The sequence below is a fragment of the Pirellulales bacterium genome (assembly GCA_036490175.1).
Lineage (GTDB): Bacteria > Planctomycetota > Planctomycetia > Pirellulales > JACPPG01 > JACPPG01.
The window spans coordinates 21,488-46,404 of sequence record DASXEJ010000142.1 but is presented as its reverse complement, the minus strand read 5'-3'; the positions used below and the strand labels follow the sequence as shown (position 1 = coordinate 46,404).

Below are 24,917 nucleotides of genomic sequence, written 5' to 3'. Positions count from 1 at the left end.
GCGATTCTGCCATGCTGAACCTTAAGAGCAGCACTGCCCCCTGGTGGCTCGACACAGTCGAGGACAATCTGGAAGAAGTACTGCTCGACCATGCGCATTGCGAAAAGAAGGCTGCCGGAACGGCAATGAACCTGATTTTCGCCTATGTCGACAAAATCGATCTGGTGCGCGAGCTAACGACCATTGTCGACGAGGAGCTTGACCATTTTCGCCAAGTGCTCGATCTACTTGAAGCGCGTGGAATGCGGTTTCGCCGCCTCACGCCGTCGAGCTATGGACGACAGCTAAACGACCTCGTGCGCAAGCTCGAGCCGGGCCGAGCGGTGGACCGGTTTTTGGTAGCGGGATTGATCGAAGCCCGCTCTTGTGAACGATTCGCGCTGTTGAAGGATCGCCTGCGCGACGAGCAACTAGCCGAATTCTATGCCGGCCTGTTCGAGTCCGAAGCACGGCACCACGCGACTTACGTCCGCCTGGCTACGCTTTTCGCAACACCCGACGCGATTCAAGCCCGGCTCGATGAGTTGGCAACCGCAGAGGCCGAGATCATTGATCGCGGCGATCCGCTGGCACGGATGCATAGTTGAGTGATGTTTGCTTAGGTAAATGCATTGCGCAACCCACTGCATGCGACGTCCCCGTAGTGGCCCCGTCGGGCATGGCTGACTTACCGCTCGGTCGACTGTTCAATAGAACATCGTCAGGGCGATACCCATCATGGCGACATCGCCGCCGGCATGCACGATCCAGGGTGCGACGATCGTGTCGAACCGCCCATACATTGCTTCGAGCAATAGTGCCAGTACGAACAGACCAACAATCGCTAGTACCAGTGGCAATACGCTGACCCAATGATAGATAAAGAGCACGTGCTGCACCGTGAATGCCACGGCCGGTAAAAGGTAGCCGACTGCCAAGTTTTTACGCACCAGCAGGCCAAAGGAAAAACCGCGATAGAATGACTCTTCAAGCAGCGAGTTCAACAAAATCGTAAATGGCGCGACCAATAGCACTGTTGTTCGATCCACGCCAAACTGTTGATCGATGTTGTCGACGATCGTGGCCTCGTCGATTAGAAAATCGCTCCAGGCGGCGTAGGCTCCGGCAAAAATCGCGGCCGCCGCAATGCTCAGGCCGATTGAGAGCTTCAACCCGCTGCGCCAATTGCCAAATTGCAAAATATCTCGAAAAACGCTGATTCCGTGCCAACGGCAATACAAAAGCGGTAGAACGAGGAAGGCCACCTTGTAGATCGAATAACCGACGGGCCCCGCTGCACCAAAGGCCAGCTGGCACGTGATTACCCCAAGGGGCAGGATAGTGATTATTACGAGCGTGGCCATGTTCGCGCGCCGTTCAAGAATCATGGAAGAGCCGTTTTTGCGATCATCAGCGTAGCCGACGCATACCACGCCAGCATGGCTTCCGTTTAATAGTCGCTGCGCAGCCGAAGAAATGCCCCTCGCGTCTACTATTCACGTCGGTCGGTCGGCGCGCGCTTTTTGAAGTGCCAGGACCGAGCACTAAAAAGTCTTGCACAGTGTGCCGCCGTCGACGACCAGCACCGCGCCGGTGATATAACTGCCCGCTTCACTGGCCAACAACAACGCCGGGCCAGCTAGCTCACGTGGATCTCCCCAACGACCCAGGGCCGTGCGCTCGGCAAAGCCCTTTTTCTCGGCATCCGACAGTAGCGTGCCAGGCAAGTCGGTCAGAAATGGTCCCGGGGCGATGCAATTGACCGTGATGTTATGGCTACCAAGATCGAGTGCGCTCGCGCGGGCCATGCCGATCAGGGCCGCCTTGGTCGCCGAGTAGACATTGCGCCCCTCCTTGGAAGCCAGGGCCATGATCGACGAGATGTGAATGACCCGACCCCAGCGGCGCTGGATCATCTGCGACGCGAGCGCCCTGGTTAGGGCCATGCAACTCGATAAGTTCAGCTCGATGATGCGATCCCAGTCGGCATCGGTGATCTTGTCGATCGGTTGCGGGTTGTTGCTGCCGGCATTGTTCACCACGATGTCGACGCGGCCCAACCGCTTGGTGGCCTCCGCAGCCAGCCGCTTGACGTCGGCACGGTCAGTCATGTCGGCCACGATGTATTCGTGCCGGCCTGAGGTCCCCTGGCCGATCTCATCGAGCGCAGCACGCAGCTCATTCTCGTGCCGGCTGCTGATCACCACGTCGGCGCCAGCTTCGGCAAAGCCGCGGGCCATCGACTTGCCTAGCCCCTTGCTGCCGCCGGTGACCAGCGCTGCCCGGCCCGTGAGGTCAAAAAGTGTGTTCTTCATGCAATCCTCGGAATCTGCGCTTGCCTGCGATTTCGTTCGTGCCAAAAGCGGTTGAACCGTCGCTAATAGCATAGCAGGTGAAGAGCAGGCAGGAACCAAACGGTAAGGTTCAAGCGCCTACCACGCTTGGCAACAGCTAGACGGATCGCCGTTGTCGCCGAGCTTCACAAACCAACAGCAAGAATGCGAGGCTCGCTAGGCTAAGCGTCGCAGGTTCGGGCACGCTAACATTGCGCAGATCGGCCAACGTCTCCGCCGAAAAGGCATTGTAGGATTGGAAGAAAAAATAGTTTGCCGGCGATTCCGTATCGAGGCCGGCGAAACGCAAGTCATTCACGCCCGCACCCGAGATTTGCACGGGCCCTGCATCTACTAATCCGGCATAAAGCGATAGTTGTACAGCGCCGGAATAATAGCCCATCGTGATCGTGTCCCCTAATGAGGTCCAGCCCAAGCTGGTCAGCAGACTTCCCGCGCCCGGATAGTCCGCATCGCGAACCGCCACTAGGACCACCGCCGACTCGGAAATTGTCACCCGATTGGGGCGGAGCCAATCTTGGGCTGTCTCGCCTATACCGGCTAATTCTCGGTAGTTGTCAACATAGTCAGTCCGGCGTTGCAAATAGATCGAGCCGTCCAAATAGTTAGGCGCGGCGGTCATCAGCGAGTTCGAAATATTGCGCAACATCCGCGGAGCGGGCGAAAGTGTGGCCGTTTGAAGTGTCTCGTTGCCATATTGGGTAATCCAATCGACTTCGAGAGGCACCGCGACAACAGCTTGCGACAATAAACCGAAGACCCAAGCTGTTAATAGCGCGCGCAACATGTTCAAACGCATTAATGTTAATCCCGTGATTGAGTGGACGACTCCAAGAATGTCCGGTCCCCATGCATTCTGCCCGAACCGGATAGCCCGCAAGCGGCGAAGGCGGGCTCAATTAGCGTCAAAATCGAGCGTAGCGTGCCCCTACAACGGCAACAAGTAATCGGCAGCAATAGCGCCGGCGCCGCCGTTACGCGTGCCTTGACAACAACCGACCAACGCACCGTTGTTGGTCATGATGCTCGAAATTGTGAATGAAATTTCGCGGTGAGATTTGACTGCTAGACGCTTACAGAGCCGCGACCACTAGATCGCCCACCTGTTGTGTGCTGTGCCCCATCTTGCCGGCGGCCTGACTCTTCATCTTGCTGCCGGTCACGGCGCGGATGGCCTTTTGCACGCGGGCGGCAGCGGCCGGTTGACCGGTGTGTTCCAATAACATGCCCAGGGCGTTGATCGCCGCGATTGGATTGATGACGTGCAGGCCAGTGTACTTGGGCGCGCTGCCTCCCATCGGCTCGTACATGCTAGTGCCACCCGGATCAGGATTGATGTTGCCACCGGCGGCCACGCCCATACCTCCCTGCAGGATTCCGCCCAGGTCGGTGATGATATCGCCAAACATGTTGGTGGTGACGATCACGTCGTAGTACTCGGGATTCTTCACCATCCACATACAACAGGCGTCGACATGGTTGTAGTCGGCTTTGATGTCCGGGTATTCCTTAGCGACATCCCGAAATGTGCGCCACCACAGGTCATGCCCGTAGGTCAACACGTTCGTCTTGGCCACCAGCGTCAGCATCTTCTTGGGATTGTTACGTCGGCGCGTGAAATCGAAGGCCCAGCGGATGCAGCGCTCGCACCCTTTGCGGGTATAAATCGCGGTCTGCGTGGCGACCTCGTCGGGCGTATTCTTTTTCAAGAAGCCGCCAACGCCACAGTACATATCTTCGGTGTTCTCGCGCACGACGACGAAATCGACGTCCGCCGGCCCCTTATCCTTGAGCGGCGTATCCACGCCCGGGAACAATTGCACCGGCCGCAGGTTGATGTACTGATCCAATTGAAACCGGAGTTCGAGCAGCAAGCCCTTCTCCAGGATGCCGGGTGCGACATCCGGATGGCCTACTGCGCCCAGGTAGATGGCGTCGAACTTGCGCAACTCGTCGACGGCTCCCTTGGGCAGGATTTCGCCGGTGCGCAGGTAGCGGTCACCGCCGAAGTCGTAGTGTTCGAGCTCGTACCTGAAGTTCTCAAGCTTCGAGACCGCAGCCAGGACCTTCAAACCCTCGGCGGCAACCTCGGGACCAGTACCATCGCCGCCAATGACGGCGATCTTCAGATTCTTATTGTTGACCAAGGCAACGATCCCCAGTTTCTCTGTCGTGAATGGGCGAATAGTAAAGAATCGCCGATTCTAACAGCCACGCGGGGGGTGAACAAGTTTGGGCAATGCAGCGGCAGACCCGGCAAACAACGGCCCCACGCGCCGTCCCTTTGGGCGCCCTCCCGTGCATAGTCGGGCGCGCGCTCTGGCCCATTGCCGATCGATCATCGATAGGACTCGTTTTGGTGATGCGGCTGGCCCCCGCTCCAAATCCCGCGATGCGCCTGCTGGGCCTCGCGCTGCGCTTTCCGGAAACGGGTCTTCATAGACTGCGAGTAATGGTAGCCCGGCTCCCAGCGCGCGAGGCCGGCGCGCAGCAACTCTTCGTTCAGCATCAGATCGCCGACCCAGACGAAGGCCAGGTAGCGGCCAAAGCGGTCGATTCGTTCGCGGTCGAATTGCAAACGAACGTCCCTGTTGGCGACGAACTCGCGGGTAAAGGCGGTCGCCTCTGGCCCCCAGGGTTGGACCGGCGTGTTTTCCTTGACGGTCTCGGGCGTGTCGACCCCCATGAGGCGAATCCGCCGGCGGTCGCGCATTAGCAGGGTGTCGCCGTCGACGACGCGACGGACTTGATAGTTGCCTTCGTCGAATGATTCTGGAAACCGCTCGTAGCTGCAACCCCGCCAGGATTGCAATGCTGCGACGAGCGTACACACGGCCAGGAGAATCGCACGATGAAGCGAGCGGCGGGTCATCGCAGGCCTGCCGCGCCCAGGGCGCGTCGTGCGAATGGGGATGCCAGAAGCGAATCTCGCCAAACTTGGCAGCATCGCGTGGCCACGACGCACCAAGACGTTACACCCGCGCCAAGCGCCGCAAACGGGGCCACTGTCCGCGACCAGTCTAAATTTTGCTGCTCGACGTTACATCGCGCCATTTGCAGCACGAGGCCCCGCAACGGACTTCAGTTCTGGCTGAAGTTGAATTTCTTGGTCGCCTTGCGACCGAGTGGATTGGCGAGAAATCTCTTGCGGCATTCCGGACAAAGGTCGAACCGCAGGTGCTGACAGATCTCGTCGCCGATCGCGTCGCTCGACAAATCGTCCAACTGCTCGATGATGTCGTCAAGATCTTGCAGATGGTCGCAGTCGGCCTCAGGCTCGTCCAGTTCGATTGGGTCGAACGCGGCGTAGACCTCCATCTTGACCACGTAACGCAGATCGTCCGACGGATCCAATGGTCGTTTGCAGAGGTCGCACGAGTGATGAATCATCGCTATTTCCCCGTGCCTGGGCGATGACGCCCGTAGAGAAACACTGAACTGTTTGCGTAAGAACTAAGTTCATCCTAATGACAATTCGCTCTGCGAGGCAAGTCGTTTTGGAGCCTTTTTTGAGGATGTTTTTAATCGCGAGTTCAGGCTCAGGTCGGCTTGACATGAATGGGGAAATGTGCCGTTCTGGCGCACCACTGGAGTGGAACGCGCTACGTGAATCGCGCAGGAGGTCAGGGGCAGACTATGTCCCGACCTTGATGGCGCCTCATCCTCGGCCATCGCATCGCCTGTCCGCGCACGTTACGCAATTGGCACCTGATCGCATGCGCAGCGTGCCGAGCGAGTGCCAAAACATCGGCGCTAGAAGAGCGTTCGGGGCCCGAATCATGCGTCCTTTGCATCTAAAAGGGTGCCGAACGGCAGGCTTCTGACGGGCAACTTGACTAGCCGGTCGGCCGGGGGGCGAATAAAATACTAGCTGCACCCCCCATCGGGCTGTTCCAGTTTTCCAGAACTCAAATTCAGCCGTCGAAGGGGAGAGCAGTTTGCGGCCGGGGAAATGTGGCCCGGTATCGAACGATCCGCTGACCCCACATCTGCGAGGCTGGTAATGTCGAATGCCGCGGTGAATCCGTTGAGCGCTAGCGTTCTTGTCTTGAATCGGCTGTACATGGCTGTGCATGTAGTTAGCGTGCGACGGGCATTCGGCTTGTTGTTTCGCGATCTGGCCGAGGTGATACACGTCGAGGAGGGCCAGTACGCCAACTACGATTTCGAGAGCTGGCGGGAAATCAGCGAGTTGCGGGCCAGTTACAAGGCACCGCACGATGACTGGATCCGCTCCGTAAATTTTGAAATCCAAGTCCCGCGCGTGATTCGACTGCTGTCCTACGACAGGCTGCCCAAACAAGCAATTCGCTTCAATCGCCGCAACATTTTCGCACGGGATGGAAACCGCTGTCAGTATTGCGGCCGTAAGTTCCCGACTAGCGAATTGAGCCTGGATCACGTTACACCGCGCAGCCGCGGCGGCGAAGCCAGTTGGGAGAACATCGTGTGCAGCTGCGTGAAGTGCAACGTGAGAAAAGGAGGTCGCACGCCACAGGAAGCGCACATGCACCTCATACGGCAACCCAGCAAACCAAAACGTAGCCCTATGCTGAGCCTCAAGCTCGGCAACCCGAAATACCAAAGCTGGAAGAGCTTTCTCGACAATGCCTACTGGTCGGTGGACCTTAAATAGGGCCGGCAGGATTGGCCCTACTTTTCGCCTCGTCAGCAGAATTCGTGGGTGAGTTCTGGCTGAGGTAGGTTGCCAAGTTGGTGGTACAGCGCGAGTTCGATGGTTTCGTATTCGCGAAAGCCGTACGACTTTCTCATGGTGAGTTTTGCCTTGTTGTTAAATCGTTCAGCGATCCCGGTGGAAATCTTCCCATGGGCGTTGAACCAGTTCAACAACAGCCTGCGGTGCCCTTGTCGGGATTAAAACGACTGCCAACCCACAGACCGAAGTCGTCCCCTTTCGCGTCGCCTTGAGATGAGCGGTCATCTGCTGCGGATCGCCACACGCCGCCGCTGTTCCGTGCCATTTCATTCAAACCTCTGGCGTTTAAGCCTCTTGGATTCTCTGGTAATTGACGGTTCGCCAAGCGTAGCCGTAGAATCAGCGTCGGCTCAATTGATCCTGCCAACATCCGGGGGCCGAATCGATGACTACTGTAGCCCGTTCCGATTGCGAACGCAGTAAGTTCACGGCAATGGTCGGTATCTTGGGGCTGCTACTTGCGGCAACGCCGGTGACACCCTCCGTGGCAGTCGAGCCTGACCAAACCAAGTCCGCGGCCGATGCTTTGGTGGATCGCATCGAGCGACGCATTGCCAAGGAACCTAAGTACAAGTCCGCATTGCCGAAATACGCGCTCATCGCGCTCGGTGCGAATGCCAATTCGAAAGTGTGGATAGTTGAGGACGGCAAGTCTTTGTACATCGACAAGAACGCCAACGGCGACCTAACGGACGACGGGCCGCCCGTTGAGCCAACGCATGTCAGGGATTTGGGAGCATTCGAGTCGGCAGCCAGCAGGTGGGACTTCGACTATCTACTCGAAGAGATCACGCCGTCTAACGGTTCGAGACACACGGACTTTTGTCTGCGTCGTTGGAACTATGGCGGCAAAGAGGACAGCTACGGCCTCTCAATGAATGTAGACGGCTTAATGCCGATGTACGCCGGCTGGTTTGGGACGTTCTGGGCAGAGTCCCCAGCAGTCGTACCAATAATTCATTTCGGCGGCGCGCTCGAGCCGCGGATGCTCCGCCGCAAGGAGTTCGTCATTGGCGCGGGCCTTGACCGTTTGAGCGTCGCATTCATCAATCGGGATGGCGGAGAGGGTGCAACTGCCCGACTGAGTATCGATGCCCTGCCAAAGGCTTTAATTCCGAACCTGCGAATCGAATGGCCGGTCGCAGGCAGCGATTCTCCCCTACAGATATCGTATCCATTGAAGGATCGGTGCTGCTATTGGGAGTTTTACGAGCCGAACTTCAAAATGCCGACCGGCGTAGTTGTCGGAGAAGCGACCGTAACGGTTTCCATTGATGGCGGAGATTTTCCATTTGAGCTTAGGACCAATCAAGTCAAGGTTCCCGTAGTCGCAAGCCCTTCTGAAAGGTCGGCGAAATAAGCTGCGATTTCTGTTCGAGGGTGCATTGGAGCGACCGTGTTCTGGTCAACGCGCCGCCATACCACCGACGCTGGTCCGGTCCAACAGAATTAAACCCAAGACCCCGTAATGTCCGTCATTCTTCAAAACGGCACTGAAACCACGGCCTGGAAGTCGTAGCGGTGGCGGGGCATCCAGGGTTGAGCTGCCGCGGTAAAACAGTCGATGCGACTACCTCGATGGCCCGATTACACCAGCCTGAAGTGCTTCCTTAATCGTGGCATTTAGCACCTCTACTCCGGGCTGGCCAAATCTCTTAATCATCATGGGCTTGCCTGAGGCTTTGAGTGTTTCAATTAGCCGAAGTCCCGTCTCTCGTGGCGCCGTATCCTGCATCGCCATGATGAACCCCGCTTGGTAGCCGACGACAACTTTGCACTTGTCCGGCCTGAGGCCTGGTTGGTCGCCAAATGCCCCTTGGAGCCAAAGGCAGTTCCACGTCTGGCATTCAGTAGGCCTGGCGTCGTAGATCTTACAGCCCTTGCCCAGCAGGCAGTGCGGACACCAACTGCCCACCGGCTTTTCAATCTCCTCAACTGCGACCAGCTTGCAACAAAGCGTGCAAATGCCGCACTCGTTGCGCCGCTGTTTTTCACCGCTATGGCTAGGCTCGCTTTGCTCCGCATGTAGCGGCGAGCTTTCTGTGTACGCGGCATCGTTCTGTTCGTTCTCGGTATTCTTCATCCCCTTATCCTCTCGCCTCTGACATCCTGCCGCCGTCCTCGTCGGCATAACAATTCGAAGGCCTCATTTCATTGTTCGGCATCCGCTGACCTCGCCGTTGGGAACAACCCAAAACGTTTCGGTGCTAGTGCCTTTTTCTCGGGAACTTTGCAGCTAGCAAAGCTCGTGACGGCAGCCTGAAACGTGGGGGCGGAAGTCGTAGCGGCGAGGTCTCAGAGACCTCAGTCCGCGTGGGCTGAAGGCCGGTTCGACCTTCGACGAGGCACCGGCCGGCTGACGACTGTCGATGCCTTGAATTGCCAAGCAATGAAAAGGCCCCGCAACGATGCGCTGCGGGGCCTTTCAAAGCCTTCTGAAAGAATCAGTATTCACTGGTTAGGCAGATCACCATCGCTGGTTTACCACCACGCGGCGTTCGGCTACGCCAAAACTCAATCTCCCCCAAGTCACAGCCGGTGTAGTCAATTTGTTGGCTTGTCACAGGATCACGATCTGCGTCGCCACGACATGTTAATAGCCCCTTTTTATTCGGACGCGGCCGGTGGCAGCGCAACCTTGTCGCTCGACACTCGCACGGCTTCCACCTCGTCTTCTAGTCGAGAAGAGCGTCGTGCTTCGCGCTGCTGACGTTCCAGGCTGCCCGGGCCGACCCATCGCATCCAGCGGAAGAAAACATACATGCCCACCGCCGAAAGGATCATCAGGAGCCACACGTATACATAACCGAACCGCCAATTCAGTTCGGGCATGTTGTAGGGCGAGGCCGTGTTGAAGTTCATCCCATAGACGCTGGCGATGAACGACAACGGCATGAAGATTGTCGCGATGATCGTCAGGACCTTCATTACCTCGTTCAGCCTGTTGCTCAGGCTCGACAGGTAAAGGTCCGTCAGGTCGGCATCTAACTCGCGATAGGTCTCGACAATGTCGATGATCTGCACCGTGTGGTCGTAACAGTCGCGAAGATAGACACGAGTCTCATTGTCGATCAATTCGTGCTGGTCGCGGGCCAGGGCATTCAGGGTTTCGCGCAGCGGCCAGATCGCGCGGCGCAACGTGCGCAGGTCGCGTTTGACCTGATGCGCCCAGGCGATCGTCGACCGGCTCGGGTCCGAGACGACTTCATCCTCCAGGGCGTCCAGCCGCTCGCCGTATTCCTCGACCACGGGAAAGTATCCATCCACCACGGCGTCTAAAAGGGCATACGCCAGGTAGCCGGCGCCGGAGCAACGCAGACGGCCCTGTGAATTGCGCAAATGTAGACGCACTGGATCGAAAGCGTCGCCCGGATCTTCCAAAAACGTGATCACGAAGTTGGGACCAAGAAACAAACTGATCTGTTCCGTTTCCAGCCGCTCATTGAGCTGGGTCATGCGGGCGACGATGAACAAGCAGTTTTGATACGGCTCAGCTTTGGGCCGCTGGTGCGTGTTCGCCACATCTTCCAGCGCTAGCGGGTGCAAATGAAACAGCTCGCCGATCGAACGAATCGTATGGGCGTTTCCCAGTCCTTCGACATTGACCCAAGTGACGGGTGCTTTGTTGATCAGCTTTTGAACCTGCGTGCAATCGGTGACACGCTGTTCGACAAACTGATCCGGGCCGTAAGCGATCACGTGCACTATCGGTGGAGGTGCTTCCGGATCAGGCTGGACTAGTCCGGGCAAATCGCCAGGCTTCGAGCGGCGCGAGAAGCGCGTTTTGCGGCGTCGACTTTGTCGGGACTTGGCCATCGGTCTCAGCCTGCACGCTTGAGCGGTTCGGCGACTCGCGGCAACATGCCCAGGGCCGCATCGATCGATCGCACGTGTATATCGCGTTGCGGGAACGCCATCTCGATACCCGCATCGCGGAACAATTGGTCGATGCGGGCACATAGATCATGGCGCAGGTCTGGGAAGACGTCCAGGCCGCCGACGAAAAGCCGCAGCTCGAAATTCAACGTGCTGTCGCCGAACTGATCGAGAACCGCCGCCACCGGTGGGTCGCGCAGCACCCGATGGTCCTCTTGAGCGGCCTTCAGCAAGAGTTGCCGCGCCACCGCAATGTCTGATCCATAGGCGATCCCCACTTTGATCACCATCCGCAGTACGGTGTCGGACAAGGTCCAGTTGATCAATTGGCCGGTGATGAATTCCTTGTTGGGGACGATCAGTTCCTTCCGGTCCGCATCCGTAATCGTGGTGGCACGGATGCGGATTCGGGCTACGCTGCCGCTGATACCACCGATGGTAACGACATCGCCAACGCGCATGGGGCGCTCGAAGAGAATGATCAAACCAGAGACAAAGTTGGCGAAGATCTCCTGCAAGCCGAAGCCGAGACCGACGGTCATGGCTGCCACCAGCCATTGAATGTTCGACCAGCCGATTCCGATCATCCAGAACGCCACCGCCAGCCCCACCAGTGTGATCACGTACCGCGAGACGGTGGTGATGGCGTACCGCCCGCCGGGGTCCATCGGCAGACGCTGCAGAAAGGCGATCTGCAGCAACCCAGGCAGGTTTCGACTGGCGACGATCGTCAGTAGCACGATCACGCCACTAAACAAAACATCGCCGAGGGTAATCCAGCTACCAACGGTCTCAATTCTATATCCGCCGCCGATCTCCTGATGCTTTGTCGTGGTGTAGGGCCACAACTGAAAGCGGTCGAGAATTCCCAGCGCGGGCAGCACATCGATCCAGATGAGCCAACACCCCACAAACAGGGCGATGTTGACGAAGCTACGCAACAGTCGACGTGTCTGAAGATCGATCGACATCAGGTCCACAGGTTGCTCTGCCGCGGCGTTTGCTGGCTCGATTGTGCCCGGATGGGCTATGCTCTGCGCATGTGCCAGGGCGGCTACGCGGCGATCGCGCGCTTGCTTGATCGCCAGTTTACGCCGCGCCACCAACAGGCAGCGCTGGGCAAATGCCTGAACGATCAGCAGCCCCAAGAGTAGCCACATCATGGCGTGTAGCCGCCAGGCGAGCTCGAGCGCCGTGTAGAAATAGCCCACCGCGGCGATAACGGCCAGAGCCAAAGGCCCCGTCACGGCCAAAGAATACCAGAGAAGCGGTTTTTTCCAGAACCAGCTCACGTCGGGACGTTCGGCCACGGTTGGCAGCAATCCCCGCTTGGGATGCAGCACACAATGCGAAAAGGCGGCCATTACGAGCGAGCCCAGGATGAACGCCAATCTGCCCAGTGGCGAGCGATGAACATCGAACTCCGGTGATTCGACGACCGACACGGTGAAAGCCAACGGCAAGCCCAGCACCATCGACCATCGCAAATGGTGCGCCACCCGGGCGACTGCTACGGCCGGCCAACCGAAATGCGCTTCGGCAAGGCCTTTCTTGCGACAAATCTGCCGCAACACTTCGAGCGATAGAAAAAGGATCGCGGTGACCCGCAGTCCATACGCGATATTCTGCGCGTGCAGGGACGTCGCGGCCGGCGCCGTCATCCGCCAACCGACAAAGGCAATCAGCACGGGCCAGAGAGCGGCGATCAAAAGCGTCAATGCGACGACGTGCAAAGTGGGACGAATATCGGCCGCGTAGCTTTGCGTTGTCTGCTGATCGACAACATGGATTCGCCGCCGCAAGTGCCGTTGCGCTCCAACGAGCGGAATCAAGAGTGCCAGGGCGCCGGTGTAGACCATGGGATTCTGACGCGCATCGCCGGCCAGGTCGCGTAATACCGTCCAAAACTGGCCCCGGTCGGAAATTTTCAGTAACCCATCCCATCCCCGGCGGAAATCGATCTCTCCCAGGGCCGGTGTACTGCGGACCCACAAAATACGTTCGCTGATGAATTCCTTGTACTTCTCGATCTCCTCGACCAGGTTCTTTTCGGTGATAATCAGGTTGATTCCGAGGCCATCGAGATACCTGTAGCCGTCGTCAATTTGCGACTGCAGGTACCCCTGCCGCGCTTTTAGCAATTCACGCAGGGCCGTCTCGATTTCGTCTCTCCGATAGGGGAGCAGATTGGGGTCGATCGTGCCCATCACCCTGCGCACCTGCACTTCGACGTCAGAAAGTTCGGCGCGCTGATCTTCCAGCTCGAGCAGCTTCGCGCGAACGTGCGACGCCTCGGACTGGCAATCCCACAATCGCTGTCGATGGGCGCGCAGGTCGGGCAGGTCTGCCTGCTGCTTTTGCAATAACAATCCCACGGCATCGGTCACCCCGGCCGCGTCGATCCGTTCGCGGACACGATCGAACTTCATCCGTAGCGCGGCAAGCAATTGCTTAAGATCGTCGACATCTTGCGACATAACGGCGATCTTGGCGGGAAACCCATCGGGGCCGTTCTGCTCCTGGGTAAGCTCGGCATTCCGATCGGCCAAGGTTTTAAGCTCGGGCATGGCGGCGACGGCGGCGCGACGCGCCTCCTCGGCCTGCTTCATGGCTTCTTCTTTACGCCGATTATTGACCAATTCGCGATAAAACTTGGCATTCTCCTCAGCCTGCGCAGCCTCGTGGGCAGCTGCGTCTTGGCGCGTCGCCAATAGCTCGGTATTTGTCTCATACCAGACGCGCTCGCTGTCATAGGCGGCGAGTTCGGCCTGTACGGCCCGTTTCATCGCAGAGAGCATCACGCGGCGCGCTTCGGACGGATCCAAGGCATCGCCCGGTTGCGAGATGGTCGACAGCTCTTGTTCGACATCCTTGAGCCGCTTTTGAGCCTGGGCGACGAGGCCTGGCAACTCACTGCGGCGGCGTTTGGGCTCTGCCTCGCGGTCGGTTACTTTCTGCTGCGCGGTTTTCAGAGCGGTCTCGGCGTCCGCAAGCCGCTGGTCGAGTTGAGCCAGCGTGGCATTTTCCGGTGTCTGCGGCTCGACACGCGGCTTTTGCAGATCTTCCTTCAGCTTCTGCAGTTCGTTGGGGGCCTCGTCACGTCGCCCCTTCCAATCCTTAACAGTCTTTTTCCAATCCGCGGCGGCCTGCAGCTGCTCAAGGGCTCCTTTGTAAAGGTCTACCAGCTTCGGCTTAAGATCCTTGTCGAGCTCGGCAGAATCGTCGATGCGCTTCAGCCGCGCTTCGACTGAATCGGTTTCCGTTGCCAGGCTTGCGGCAGGATCATCAACGCCAATATCCTGCGCGGCAACGGGCAGCTGGTGAGATACGACGATCGCCATTACCGCGAGCGCGCAAAACCACTGCCGGATAGTGCAGTACAAAAACAAAAATCGTGTTCGCCGACTGCCCTGTTGTGGCGCGCTTGCGTAGAACAAGAGGAACCTCGTCGACATTAGTCGCTAGCGATCAACTACAGGAGCCATCCTATCCCAGAACGTGGGGCACGGCCGTGCTGCTGGCTTTTAATGACGCATGGCTCGTCCAGCGATCGACAAATCCGTTCAGGCCTGACGTTGTCTAATGCTCTCACGTCGATCGACCGCTCATCAGCGTCGATGCTATCGCCGCCTTCACTGGGGGGGCCGGATTGTAATAGCAATCGGCAAGCCCGCAAACCCGAGCTTGCCGGCGCCGTAAGCCACTATTGAGTAAGCACATCGCGTGCTACAGAAAATCCACCGGCTACGGCCGCGGGGCGCCGTTTCTCGGATTGCGCCATGAAGCAATCTCGATTGCCTGTCGGCGCACCGCGCACGAGGGAACGCACACGGTCGAGCTTTTAGTTGCCTGACCTGACGCAACGGAAGCCCAAGTGGTTCTCTCCACTATCAACGGCGCCTTTGCCACGCGATCCCATCAGATAGCGCGTGCAGTACTGATCACTACATAAAAACGAGCCGCCGCGCTGCACGCGTTTAGGAATGCCCGGCTCCAGAGGATCGTAGCTGTCGACCGGGCCGAGTGGATTATGCACGGCACCGTCGCTGGCCGGTGCGACAGCGGCATAGTAGTTAGGTTTGTACCAGTCGGCGCACCATTCCCAAACATTGCCAGCCATGTCGAAAAGTCCAAAGTGATTTGCCGGAAACGAGCCGACAGGAGCCGCAGCTGTGAAGCCGTCTTCGGCCGTGTTCTCATTCGGAAAGTGCCCCTCCCAAATGTTGGCAACGAAGCGGCCATCGGGTTTGAGCTCATCGCCCCAAGTGTACGGCTTGCGATCCAATCCTCCCCGGGCGGCGAATTCCCATTCGGCCTCGGTTGGCAAGCGTTTGCCGGCCCAGCGTGCGTAAGCCACGGCATCGTCCCAAGCGACATGGACCACCGGATGTTTCTCACGGCCTTGTAAATTGCTCGACGAACCTTCCGGATGCCGCCAGTTGGCACCGGGAATGTAACTCCACCAGCGCAGATGTTGGTCCAGTGGGATCTCGTGTGCCGGAGGTGTAAAGACAATCGAACCAGCAACAAGTCGATCCATCGGCGCAGTCGGATAGTCTTCGGCACGCGGCGTTTTCTCGGCGATCGTAATGTACCCGGTGGCTTTGACGAAGTCTGCGAATTGTTCGTTCGTTACTTCGGTGGCGTCCATCCAATAGCCGTCGACCGCGACCAAGTGCACGGGCCGCGCGTCGTTCATAGGATCGGGCCCGCCGCAGACGATGGTGGTAGGGTCGGTCGTGCCCATCCAAAACACGCCGCCTGGAATCCACACCATGCCCGGCGGAGCGTCTGCGGGAGGCGGTGTATCGTTGATGTGCGGCACTGCAACGGAACTCTTCGCCGGAGGTTCATCAATCGCGACCGTTGCGCGTTCGAGAGAAGGCTTACCGTGCGTCACAAGTGCGTAAACGATTGCGCCAGCCACGGCAACCAGCAACACTCCTGCGAATACCTTGGCGATCCCGCGAGGGCGCGCGGCCGCAGTTGCCGCATTGGCAGCGGCGCGGCGGTCGGTACGCTCGGGGCGTCGTTTTTGCTTTGTAGCCATCGCACCGGGTTCGATTCGAGTTAAATGCCTTCCCGAAGCACTTCGACGAAGTCCGCACTATTTACTTGTAATCGTTGGCAGCCCGCCCGTCCAACGAGGCAATTTTTAGCAGGCAGCGACGCGACGGCCTCGCTGGACCAGGCGACTTGGGACGGCTGCGAACGTCGGGCCGGTTGTACAAAATCCGGCACGCCGCATAGAATCTCGAACGATACCGAACTCGTTACAGAACGTCCGCCGGGCTGAGCCCCGTCGGTGAACATTGGCTTTGCAGACGCCGCCTTACATGCCCATTCAGGACAAAGTTCACATCGTCGGCATTGGCGACGACGGTCTCGACGGTGTTACGAGCACGGCCCGCGCGTTGATCGAGCAGGCCGATTTGCTGGTGGGTGCCGACTACACGTTGCGTTTGGTGCCGGGCGATCATGCCGAGCGGCTAATCGCGGGGGGCAACCTAGACGTGATTGTCGAGCGCATCATTGCTTCGGCCGGCCGGCGGGTGGTAGTGCTGGTGTCGGGAGATCCGCTCTTCTACGGCCTGGCACGATATCTGTGCGAAAAGCTTGGCAAGGATCGTTTCGAGGTCGTGCCACATGTCAGCAGCATGCAATTGGCATTTGCCCGCGTCAAGGAAAGCTGGGAAGAGGCGTACCTGACAAATCTTGCCAACAGATCGCTCGATCAAGTGCTCGAGCAAATTCGCATTGCCGAGAAAGTCGGGCTTTTCACCACCGAAGAATGTCCGCCATCTCGAGTTGCCCACGGTCTGCTGGAACGGAAGATCGACTACTTCTGGGGATATGTTTGCGAGAATCTAGGCTCGCCCGACGAACGCGTCACGCGCGGCAGTTTGAAAGAATTGGCGTCGCAAGAGTTCGCGCCGCTGAACGTGATGATTCTAGTGCGCAAACCAGACGCGCCGGATCGGCCTTCCGAGGAAATCGGCCGACGATTGTTCGGCAACCCCGACGAGGCATTTCTACAGTCCAAACCGAAGCAGGGATTGCTCACGACCAGCGAAGTCCGGACAATCGCGCTCGCACAGCTCGATCTGCGTGCCATGAGCACGGTCTGGGATATTGGCGCCGGCAGCGGTTCCGTGGCAATTGAAGCAGCGCAAATCGCCGCGGGCGGCAAGACATTTGCCATCGAGATGGACCAGGAAGACCATACGCTCATTTTGGACAATGCAGCGCGCTTCGGCGTGCGAAACCTCGTGCCGATACTGGGCCGCGCGCCCGAGGCCTGGGCTAATCTGCCAGACCCCGACGCAATTTTTGTCGGCGGCAGCGGGCGAGAGATCAGTAGAATAGTGGACCTAGCCTACGATCGATTGCGCCCAGGCGGCCGGCTGGTGGCCAATACCGGCAGTATTGAAAACCTGGCCGACGTGCACGCCACGCTTCACCGCCGCGCCGGCGAAGTACGCGTGTGGATGGTCAACATCGCGCGCGGAACGTACCAGTTAGAGCGCGTGCGTTTTGACGCGCTGCACCCGACATTCTTGCTATCTGTAGTCAAACCGCCGCATCATTCTTGATTTCACAAAAAACGATGGCCGAAGCTGTTACACAACTTGACGTCATTGCCGTCGGCGCACATCCGGACGACGTTGAAATTGCTTGCGGCGGCACGCTGGCTTTGTTGGCGAAGCAGGGCTATCGAGTGGGCATCGTCGATCTCACCGACGGCGAGCCTACTCCGCTGTCTCCTGGCCCCGAGGTGCGTCTGGCCGAGGCCGAACGAGCGGCCAAGGTTCTGGGAGTCGCCAAGCGGATTCAATTGAATATGCCCAACCGGCGGCTGTTCGATTCGTTCGAGGCGCGGGTGGCGCTGGGATTGGAATTCCGCCGTTACCGGCCGAAACTGATCCTTGGCTTCGGCGAAAAGACTCCCCTGGCATCGCCCGACCATTGGCAGGCGATGCAGATCACGGATGCCGCCGTATTCTACTCCCGTCTGACAAAATGGGACCAATACTTCGAAGGCCTGCCCGTCCACACGATTTCGTCGCACTTGTATTACACGCTTGCCTTCGGGGCCTTGGGCCTGCCGCCGGCGGGAGGGCACTTAGTCGTCGACATCACCGACACACTCGACATCAAGATCGAAGCCATCCGTTGCTACGAGACGCAATTTCCGCCGGCCAAGGCCCACGTCATGGATCGGGTGCGCGCCTTCGCATTGCAACAGGGGCAAGCCGCGGGGTACAACGCCGGCGAGTTGCTGGCCAGTCCGCGAACGCTCGGTACGCGCGATCTCATGCATTTCCTGTTTGGTATAAAGCCGGGAGACGAGCCGCGGAAGCCGGACGTGCGCTAGATGCCTCCCAAGTTCATTTACTTCGACCTGGGCAACGTGCTGCTGTTCTTTGACCATGCGCAATCCTGCCGTCAGATGGCAGACGTCGCGGGTTTGGCAGAAGCACAGGTTCGTTCCGCGATCTTTGATAGCGGCGTGCAGTGGCAGTACGAAGCGGGCCAACTTAGCAGCCGCCAGTTTTACGAAGAATTTTGTCAGCGCACTAATTCTCGACCGGATTACGACGCATTGGCCTATGCGGCCGGAGCGATTTTCAGAGTCAATCATTCGATCACTCCCGTGGTGGCGCAATTGTGCGGAGCCGGCAACCGGATGGGATTGTTGTCGAATACCTGCGAGATGCACTGGGACTATTTCGCCAGCGGCCGGTACTCGATGATTCAGGAGATGTTCGAGCTCTACACGCTCAGCTTCCGCGTTGGCGCCATGAAGCCTGACGCCAAGATTTATGCCGCGGCCGCCGCAGCGGCCGGCGTACAGCCGGAAGAGATTTTCTTCATGGACGATACGCCGGGGCACGTGGCAGCCGCCCGGGATTTTGGCTTCGATGCCGTCGTTTATACCGATACGCCGACGCTGGTGCGCGACATGCGCCAGCGCGGCATACGGTTTAACTTTTGAGTGGCTCCTGGCCGATTCGCCCTCACGACGCTCCGCCGAACGTGCTGTGGTCATGAACAACTATGGCACTTGAGCTATCACTAAGAGCGGCCTCGACCGTGCCCATCGAGGTAGAGGGTATTCTCCCGCATCTCCTGCGCGAAAAGTCTCGCGGCGAGATCGAACGTTGGAAGATATTCCACGGCAATCAGCAGATCCCGCTGGCCGAGTTGTTTCATGTCGCCGGCATCGCGACCGATAACCAGATCGTTTTTTTGGGCGACATGGCGGGCGTACACTCGATCGGCTCCGGCCTCCAAGGCGGGGTGATCCGTGTGGCTGGGAATGCAGGGCGGCATGCGGGCAGTGAAATGACTGACGGCGAGCTGGCCATCGATGGCGACGCGGGAGATTGGCTTGGCGCAGAAATGCACGGCGGCCTGATTCGCGTCAGCGGTCGATCGGGCCATCAGGTCGCGGCGGCGTATCGCGGCAGCCCACGCGGTATGACCGGCGGGGCGATTATTATTCACGGAGACGCAGGCGACGAAGTCGCGCACACGATGCGGCGCGGGCTAGTGGCCATCGGTGGAGCCGTCGGCGATTTCCCTGCCGTCAACATGATCGCCGGCAGCCTTTTTGTGTTCGGTGCCTGCGGCATTCGTCCGGCCGCCGGCATGCAGCGAGGAACTCTGGTGATGTTAGGCCCTCGTCCCACGCTATTACCGACGTTCCGCTCGGCGGGGCCTTGCCAACCGACGTTTTCGCGGGTCTACCTGCGAAAGCTCGCAGAGTTGGGGCTAGACGTTGCCAAGGATTTTGTCGATGCAAGTTACGAGCTATTTCACGGCGACCTGGTCACGGTTGGGCGCGGCGAGGTTTTGGTACGCGTCTAGGCACCCCGCGTCATATTCGCATCGTTTAATTCCATCTGCGTACTACCGGTAGAGACTGTCCAATTTCGGCCGCTCTGCTTCTAACGCCCGGCTTTTGACAGATCTTCGAACACTTCGTCGCCGGCCATCGAGACCGTCTTGATTTCGGCGGCGTCGAGGTCGACTTCGGCCAGATCAATCATGCGGATGCGTCGATTAGCAAACGTGTGAAAATAGTAGCGGTGATTCGCCATATCCGCGGCGCTGGTCCATAACGTGTACTCGTCATGGACCTGACCATGCTCGACGTCGCGGACTGCGCCTCGGGGAATGTCGAATTGGTTAAGAATGTGGAACGCCTGCAGCACGGCCTCGCGCGCCGTTTTCACCGGAATGGCCGACTGCGAGAATGCTACCGCCCGCACCAATCGGGAAGGAGGCGTAAAGTCCCCGGGCAATCCGAGCAGACCGTTACCTTGGCCGAAACCGCTGATCTTGATCCCTTGCATTTCGACCGGCGGCACATTGGTCACGCTGAGATTGACGTAGTTGCGAAGGTTCGTCATGTGCCAGTCGAAGGTGGGGGCGTTGCTGAACACGCCCAACGGATTAGCATACGTGCGCAATTCGCCCTCGATATATTCGAGCACCGCCGATTCTCCGGCGGCGTCGTGGACCACATAATGACACGGCGGTACGAAGCCGAAGTCGCGTTGTACGACTTCGCCGACACGCACGCTCTTCACTGCCGCCAAAGCCTCGGCAACGTCCGTACAGGAACCCAGCAGGTAAGTAGGCAGCTCCCACGGGGCTAACGTCGTTGCCGCATCGGCCGGTGTGGTTTTCTGGTATTTTGCGTAACCTGGGAAGTAAAAAATACCGACGGCCAATCCCTTCTCGTTGACGCCGTCCACGATCACCGGCAAATCGAAGGCGTTCGCGCCCGTGGAACCGTAATTGGCCGTCCAGGGCATTCCAGGCCGATCGACGTTGGTCGTCCCAACGTAGCTCTTGCCGCGCGGCACAATTATCACGTTGGAACAGAGATCCATCCCGAACTCGAGCGTCCTCGCGCAAACCACCGCGCCATCTTCGGCATGCATTCGGATGCCCGTACACGCGGTGACGCTCACGGGATGGATTACAAGGACGGCTAGGAGAACCGCCGAGATTCGAGATGTTCGCATGGCGGACTCCTTATGCGTTCAGGATTGACCGGCGGACATAATACGACATCAGTTACTGACGAATCACGGCCATCTACGTTCGCGCGCCAAGTATAGGTTGCAATTGATCAGGTCGAACGCACAGCGGCGGACTGGCCATAGACTGCGGTTTCAACGGCATATTGGCGAGCAAATACGTCGATCACATGATTTCTTGGCCACTGGGATTCACTGTGACTCACTAAAACTGCCGAAGGAAAATCTAGAGAAACAGTTCCCGCGCCGTCCAAATCGTTGCGAACTATGCTACTGGTCGATCCCGCCGTATTAACGCTCTTTCCGCCGGCCCGCTGGGCTGGACGCACGGCGGTCGTCGAGCTTTGCGCGTTGGCACCCGTCGCGAACGGGCATTCACTCGACGATGCGGACTTTGACCAGCTTGAACAAGATCTGCGGGGAATCGTCGCGCGGCGATTGCGAATCGCCAGGCCCGCTGATCAAGGCTGATCGTGCCGATCTCGCAGCCGCCGGCAGCCGTATGCCCGGCCGCAGTCGGTTGCTTGATGCTCCGCCGTCCCTCGCTCTAAGGGACCATGCGCGATCGGTAGAATAGCTAACCTTTGCCGCTGCGGTCGCCATGGGGATCGTTCGCACGCCCGATCCCACGCGCCAAGTCTGCCGCCTTTGTGTCCGCTGCGGGGTCGGACGAGCACGCACCCGGTGACGCTTCCCAGGCTGGCGGCAATGTCGCTAATGCTCCGCCGACCCCGGGAATGACAGACCTGCTCGGTCGGCCCACGGTCCGGTCGAAGCTGCCGATGGTCAACACCGTGACCACCATGCCCAAGACCAGGTAGAAGCCTGTACCAAAGATGTATGCCATCATGACGTTGGCAGCATCAAGTCCCCCGTTTGACGGGTGTACGAATAATCCCCACAGCCATCCAGGAGCACCGAGTAGAAAGGGAATACACGGCGTTAATCCCAGAATAAGATTTTTTTCGCCCCCCTGAAAAAAGAGTGGGATACAACACAGCAAATACCCTCCCCCCATGAAAATGCCAACGGCCACGGCGCTAGCCATGGCACGAATTGAAGTACGGCACCACGAGGAAAACCACACGCCTATTGCACCCATTGCCAAGGCCACGCAGCCAAACGTCGCCACAAAGATCGGCAACACCAGTACAAAGTTGGGTACGATGATCGTCGCGACAGCCCACCATATGCCGACAGGCACGGCAAACCAGCGGGCTGCGAAAATGCTGCCCGCAATCTTCCCCCACACAATGTCACCGGGCGTGAGCGGCGTGCTGACCAGCGTCAGCCAACTGTCCCCTTCCCTTTCCGCCGTGATTGAACTGGCAGCGCGAATCGTCACGACCAAAAGAGCCCCGCAGCCGATCGTCGCGACCATGCCCGTAGCTGCTCCGACAACCTCGCGGGACGGATCATTAACGGTGTGAGGGCTAAGTACAACTCTGTAGAACAGCAGCAACGCAGGTACGATCGCGCCGGCCATCAACAGTATGGTGGCGATTCGTCCTAACCAGCCCAATTGAAAAGCGGCCGAGGTCGCAAAGAGCTCCTTCCACAGCATGGGACGATTGCGGAGCGCCGGGCGCCACCGGAAACGCGCCTTGCGCCTCCTTGGACCGCTGTCCGCGGCGCCCATAGACTTGCGATACACCCGCCGCACGGAAACAATCGACCACGCCAGCGCCACCAGAGAGAATGCAGCGTACGCCGCCAGTATCGGCCACACAGTCTGCCAAGGAGAGGTCCTTCCTGGCAACCGTGCGCCAAACAATGACCAAAAAATGGAAAAGGGATTTGCCAGTGTGCCCAGGCGCGCGAGTTCCGTCAGCCAGTCCAGCCAGCTTGATGGGCCTACGCTAGCTGCGAGCATCCACGTCAGCGGCGGCAGTATCAAAAAGGCCAACAGCAGCACGTAAGTACGCAACACCGCGTCGCGGCTACGCTTGGCCCACACGCTAGTGGCAATCGACAGCGAAGCGGTGGCTACTAGGGTCGCCAGAGTCATTGTGAAAACAATGATCAGCCGGTCGGGATCGATTCCGCCGAGCATCATGGCAATCGCCAGGATAGGCAAGCCCACCACGAGCAGCGAAGCAACGTGGAGCGTCCTGGCCAGGTATTTCGAAAGAACGATCTCGCTGCCGCTGAGCATGCTCGCGAACAAGTACTCGATCGTGCGACGTTCGCGCTCCTGGGCAATCGCGCCTGCGATCATCGCCGGCGTCAGCATCAGTACGGCGCCCAATTGCACGACGGTGAACGCCAGGAAAAACGCGTGCGAGAATTCAGCCAGCACCTGGGTACTCATCGTCCCATCGGACGCAGTTATCCTTTGCGACATCAAAGTTCTATAATTGATCCACAACACGACAAACAGCAACAGCGCATACAGAACGCGTACGATAAAATAACGGGCGCGGCGAGCGCTGGTGATCATTTCCAATGAAACGACGGGGCCAATGAACATCGTCGGTTTGAGAACCTCGATCGGCCCAGGAAACGAAATAGATCGACCTGCCTCTAAAGAAAGCAGGCGGCGGCCCGAAGCAGCCGCCGCCATGGACTAACTAAAGGAAAGCCTACTCGCTCTCGCGGCCTGAGGAAAGCATGCGCGCGGCGCGAGGTCGACGTGCTGCAATCGCTAAAATACTGCTTCGCCACGGAGCATGAACGTCGGAGTCGGGGCATACGAGGGGGTGCCACTTTCGTACGAGACCAGGCGATCGAACACGTACCCGATCTCGAAGCGGTGATACATTCCGGAGTTTGCCTTACGCTCAAGGCCGAGAATCAAGCGCAGATCGAAGTAGGTGGCCAAATCGTTGACACCCGAGGCGCGCTCGATTGCGTAGCTGTTGCCGCCAAATTCGCCCGCCGTGTAACCCCACCAATCGGCCACGTCGCCATCGACGAAACGTCGGGCCAACTTCGGCTTGGGGAAAATGATTTCGTGGCGCCAGTCGGGTGTGGGTGTCCAGATCATACCACCGACGGGCAAAAACGGCACATCGTGCCGGCCTGTCACAGAGACTCCGCCGGCAACCTGAAACGTGGGCGTCCACGTGTACAAAAATGCCAGTCGCCCTGTCCAACGGTATGCCTGCCGCGACATATTCTGAAAGTCGCTGAGGATCGAAGGTGCGAAGGCCAGGTCCATGCCCCAGTCAGGATTGAGCTGCCGCAGAATGCGAAACTCGAGCGATACATCGTACAACTGCGGCGGCAGGTCTACAGCCACCGGTCCTTGCAAGATGTGCGCCTGAAAATACGGAGTAATGAAGATCGGCTTATCGCGTGTGAAGAAAGGCAGCGCGAAGGTCGTCTGCAGCAGAAAATCTTGCATGCCGAGGCCCGTATTGCGGTCCCCTTCGAACAAGAATGTCTTGCGAAATGTCGTGAACTGCCAGAAGCCGTTTTTGAAACCCGGCGGCAGCACCGGATCCGGCGGTTTGGCTAGTTCTTCATCAGGCGCACTGTAGGGCACGCCAGGATCGCGAGGGTTGCCAAAAAAGGTGGTCCCATCGGACGCGGGGGGCAGCAACGCCACGCTCACGGGCTGCTGCTCGCTAGGCGGAGTCTCGGGTGGTATGACCTGTGGCAACCGGCGCACAGGCAAGTCTGCCTCGACCGGAGGAAGACGTGAAATGCGCTCCAGCACGTCATCGCTCGAACCGATTGGCGGCAGAACACTTTGCCCGCCAGCCAATTCCGGCAGCATCAGACAGAGCAGCAGGGCCGCGCAACGCCTCCCCCTGCACCAAGACCGGTCTGCAGATCGCGATAGGCCGGACATGGTAGGTGGTTCCGCGATTGCAATCCGTAAGTCGAGCAGCGAGCCACCGCGTGGCCGCCCAGAGTATCGTCAGCATCCCAAGGCTTACGTAAGTTGTCCGGCATTTTCTCAACCGCCTGCCAAGCCTAGCCCCGTCGTCGCCG

General features: G+C 58.7%; 21 protein-coding genes. 7 read left to right on the top strand and 14 right to left on the bottom strand.

What is annotated here, in order from left to right; genetic code table 11:
• Nucleotides 1–11: 11 nt before the first annotated feature.
• Entirely contained in the window at nucleotides 12–587 is a 576-nt protein-coding gene (locus tag VGG64_10870; GenBank protein HEY1600097.1) for a tRNA-(ms[2]io[6]A)-hydroxylase, read from the top strand.
• A 99-nt stretch (nucleotides 588–686) separates the two neighbouring features.
• Here VGG64_10870 and VGG64_10865 read toward each other — a convergent pair whose 3' ends face one another.
• The 6 genes from VGG64_10865 to VGG64_10840 form a co-directional block, all read right to left on the bottom strand.
• On the bottom strand, nucleotides 687–1,343 hold the full coding sequence (locus VGG64_10865; protein ID HEY1600096.1) for a CPBP family intramembrane glutamic endopeptidase: 657 nt from the start codon (nucleotides 1,341–1,343) through the stop codon (nucleotides 687–689).
• Nucleotides 1,344–1,523: 180 nt separating this feature from the next.
• Nucleotides 1,524–2,294 (bottom strand): SDR family oxidoreductase, encoded by a 771-nt coding sequence (locus VGG64_10860; protein ID HEY1600095.1) that lies wholly within the window; start codon nucleotides 2,292–2,294, stop codon nucleotides 1,524–1,526.
• Between the two features lie 136 nt (nucleotides 2,295–2,430).
• Complete coding sequence (locus VGG64_10855) at nucleotides 2,431–3,132, bottom strand: hypothetical protein (GenBank protein HEY1600094.1); 702 nt, start codon at nucleotides 3,130–3,132, stop codon at nucleotides 2,431–2,433.
• 274 nt (nucleotides 3,133–3,406) lie between these two features.
• Nucleotides 3,407–4,480: a 3-isopropylmalate dehydrogenase gene (locus tag VGG64_10850; GenBank protein ID HEY1600093.1), complete on the bottom strand. Its 1,074-nt coding sequence runs from the start codon at nucleotides 4,478–4,480 to the stop codon at nucleotides 3,407–3,409.
• 191 nt (nucleotides 4,481–4,671) lie between these two features.
• Entirely contained in the window at nucleotides 4,672–5,205 is a 534-nt protein-coding gene (locus VGG64_10845) for a thermonuclease family protein (protein HEY1600092.1), read from the bottom strand.
• 209 nt (nucleotides 5,206–5,414) lie between these two features.
• A complete protein-coding gene (locus tag VGG64_10840) occupies nucleotides 5,415–5,723 on the bottom strand; it encodes a hypothetical protein (GenBank protein HEY1600091.1) in 309 nt (102 codons plus the stop codon).
• Between the two features lie 613 nt (nucleotides 5,724–6,336).
• Here VGG64_10840 and VGG64_10835 point away from each other — a divergent pair.
• Complete coding sequence (locus VGG64_10835) at nucleotides 6,337–6,969, top strand: HNH endonuclease (protein HEY1600090.1); 633 nt, start codon at nucleotides 6,337–6,339, stop codon at nucleotides 6,967–6,969.
• Between the two features lie 32 nt (nucleotides 6,970–7,001).
• Here VGG64_10835 and VGG64_10830 read toward each other — a convergent pair whose 3' ends face one another.
• Nucleotides 7,002–7,184 (bottom strand): transposase, encoded by a 183-nt coding sequence (locus VGG64_10830; protein ID HEY1600089.1) that lies wholly within the window; start codon nucleotides 7,182–7,184, stop codon nucleotides 7,002–7,004.
• Nucleotides 7,185–7,435: 251 nt separating this feature from the next.
• Between VGG64_10830 and VGG64_10825 the strand changes: the two genes are divergently transcribed.
• Entirely contained in the window at nucleotides 7,436–8,410 is a 975-nt protein-coding gene (locus VGG64_10825; protein ID HEY1600088.1) for a hypothetical protein, read from the top strand.
• Nucleotides 8,411–8,620: 210 nt separating this feature from the next.
• On the opposite strand, the gene VGG64_10820 is transcribed toward VGG64_10825, so the two are convergent.
• The 4 genes from VGG64_10820 to VGG64_10805 all read right to left on the bottom strand — a co-directional run bounded on the left by VGG64_10820 (nucleotide 8,621) and on the right by VGG64_10805 (nucleotide 15,976).
• Nucleotides 8,621–9,133, bottom strand: a complete 513-nt coding sequence (locus VGG64_10820) for a hypothetical protein (protein ID HEY1600087.1) — start codon at nucleotides 9,131–9,133, stop codon at nucleotides 8,621–8,623.
• 524 nt (nucleotides 9,134–9,657) lie between these two features.
• Nucleotides 9,658–10,749 carry a magnesium/cobalt transporter CorA gene (corA, locus tag VGG64_10815; protein ID HEY1600086.1) on the bottom strand — a complete coding sequence of 364 codons (1,092 nt, stop codon included), beginning with the start codon at nucleotides 10,747–10,749 and terminating at the stop codon, nucleotides 9,658–9,660.
• Nucleotides 10,750–10,871: 122 nt separating this feature from the next.
• Nucleotides 10,872–14,267 (bottom strand): mechanosensitive ion channel domain-containing protein, encoded by a 3,396-nt coding sequence (locus VGG64_10810; protein ID HEY1600085.1) that lies wholly within the window; start codon nucleotides 14,265–14,267, stop codon nucleotides 10,872–10,874.
• A gap of 500 nt (nucleotides 14,268–14,767) precedes the next feature.
• On the bottom strand, nucleotides 14,768–15,976 hold the full coding sequence (locus VGG64_10805; GenBank protein HEY1600084.1) for a formylglycine-generating enzyme family protein: 1,209 nt from the start codon (nucleotides 15,974–15,976) through the stop codon (nucleotides 14,768–14,770).
• Between the two features lie 286 nt (nucleotides 15,977–16,262).
• Between VGG64_10805 and cbiE the strand changes: the two genes are divergently transcribed.
• The 4 genes from cbiE to VGG64_10785 all read left to right on the top strand — a co-directional run bounded on the left by cbiE (nucleotide 16,263) and on the right by VGG64_10785 (nucleotide 19,797).
• Entirely contained in the window at nucleotides 16,263–17,519 is a 1,257-nt protein-coding gene (cbiE, locus tag VGG64_10800) for a precorrin-6y C5,15-methyltransferase (decarboxylating) subunit CbiE (protein HEY1600083.1), read from the top strand.
• Nucleotides 17,520–17,533: 14 nt separating this feature from the next.
• Complete coding sequence (locus VGG64_10795) at nucleotides 17,534–18,301, top strand: PIG-L family deacetylase (protein HEY1600082.1); 768 nt, start codon at nucleotides 17,534–17,536, stop codon at nucleotides 18,299–18,301.
• Complete coding sequence (locus tag VGG64_10790) at nucleotides 18,302–18,922, top strand: HAD family phosphatase (GenBank protein HEY1600081.1); 621 nt, start codon at nucleotides 18,302–18,304, stop codon at nucleotides 18,920–18,922.
• Nucleotides 18,923–18,984: 62 nt separating this feature from the next.
• Nucleotides 18,985–19,797 (top strand): formylmethanofuran dehydrogenase subunit C, encoded by an 813-nt coding sequence (locus VGG64_10785; protein HEY1600080.1) that lies wholly within the window; start codon nucleotides 18,985–18,987, stop codon nucleotides 19,795–19,797.
• A gap of 80 nt (nucleotides 19,798–19,877) precedes the next feature.
• Here the strand turns inward: VGG64_10785 and VGG64_10780 are convergent, their stop codons facing one another.
• The 3 genes from VGG64_10780 to VGG64_10770 all read right to left on the bottom strand — a co-directional run bounded on the left by VGG64_10780 (nucleotide 19,878) and on the right by VGG64_10770 (nucleotide 24,699).
• The gene (locus tag VGG64_10780) at nucleotides 19,878–20,963 is read right to left on the bottom strand and encodes a choloylglycine hydrolase family protein (GenBank protein ID HEY1600079.1); all 1,086 of its coding nucleotides are present in this window, start codon (nucleotides 20,961–20,963) and stop codon (nucleotides 19,878–19,880) included.
• 592 nt (nucleotides 20,964–21,555) lie between these two features.
• A complete protein-coding gene (locus VGG64_10775) occupies nucleotides 21,556–23,541 on the bottom strand; it encodes an ABC transporter permease subunit (protein HEY1600078.1) in 1,986 nt (661 codons plus the stop codon).
• Between the two features lie 81 nt (nucleotides 23,542–23,622).
• Nucleotides 23,623–24,699 (bottom strand): DUF6268 family outer membrane beta-barrel protein, encoded by a 1,077-nt coding sequence (locus VGG64_10770; GenBank protein HEY1600077.1) that lies wholly within the window; start codon nucleotides 24,697–24,699, stop codon nucleotides 23,623–23,625.
• Between the last annotated feature and the right edge of the window lie 218 nt (nucleotides 24,700–24,917).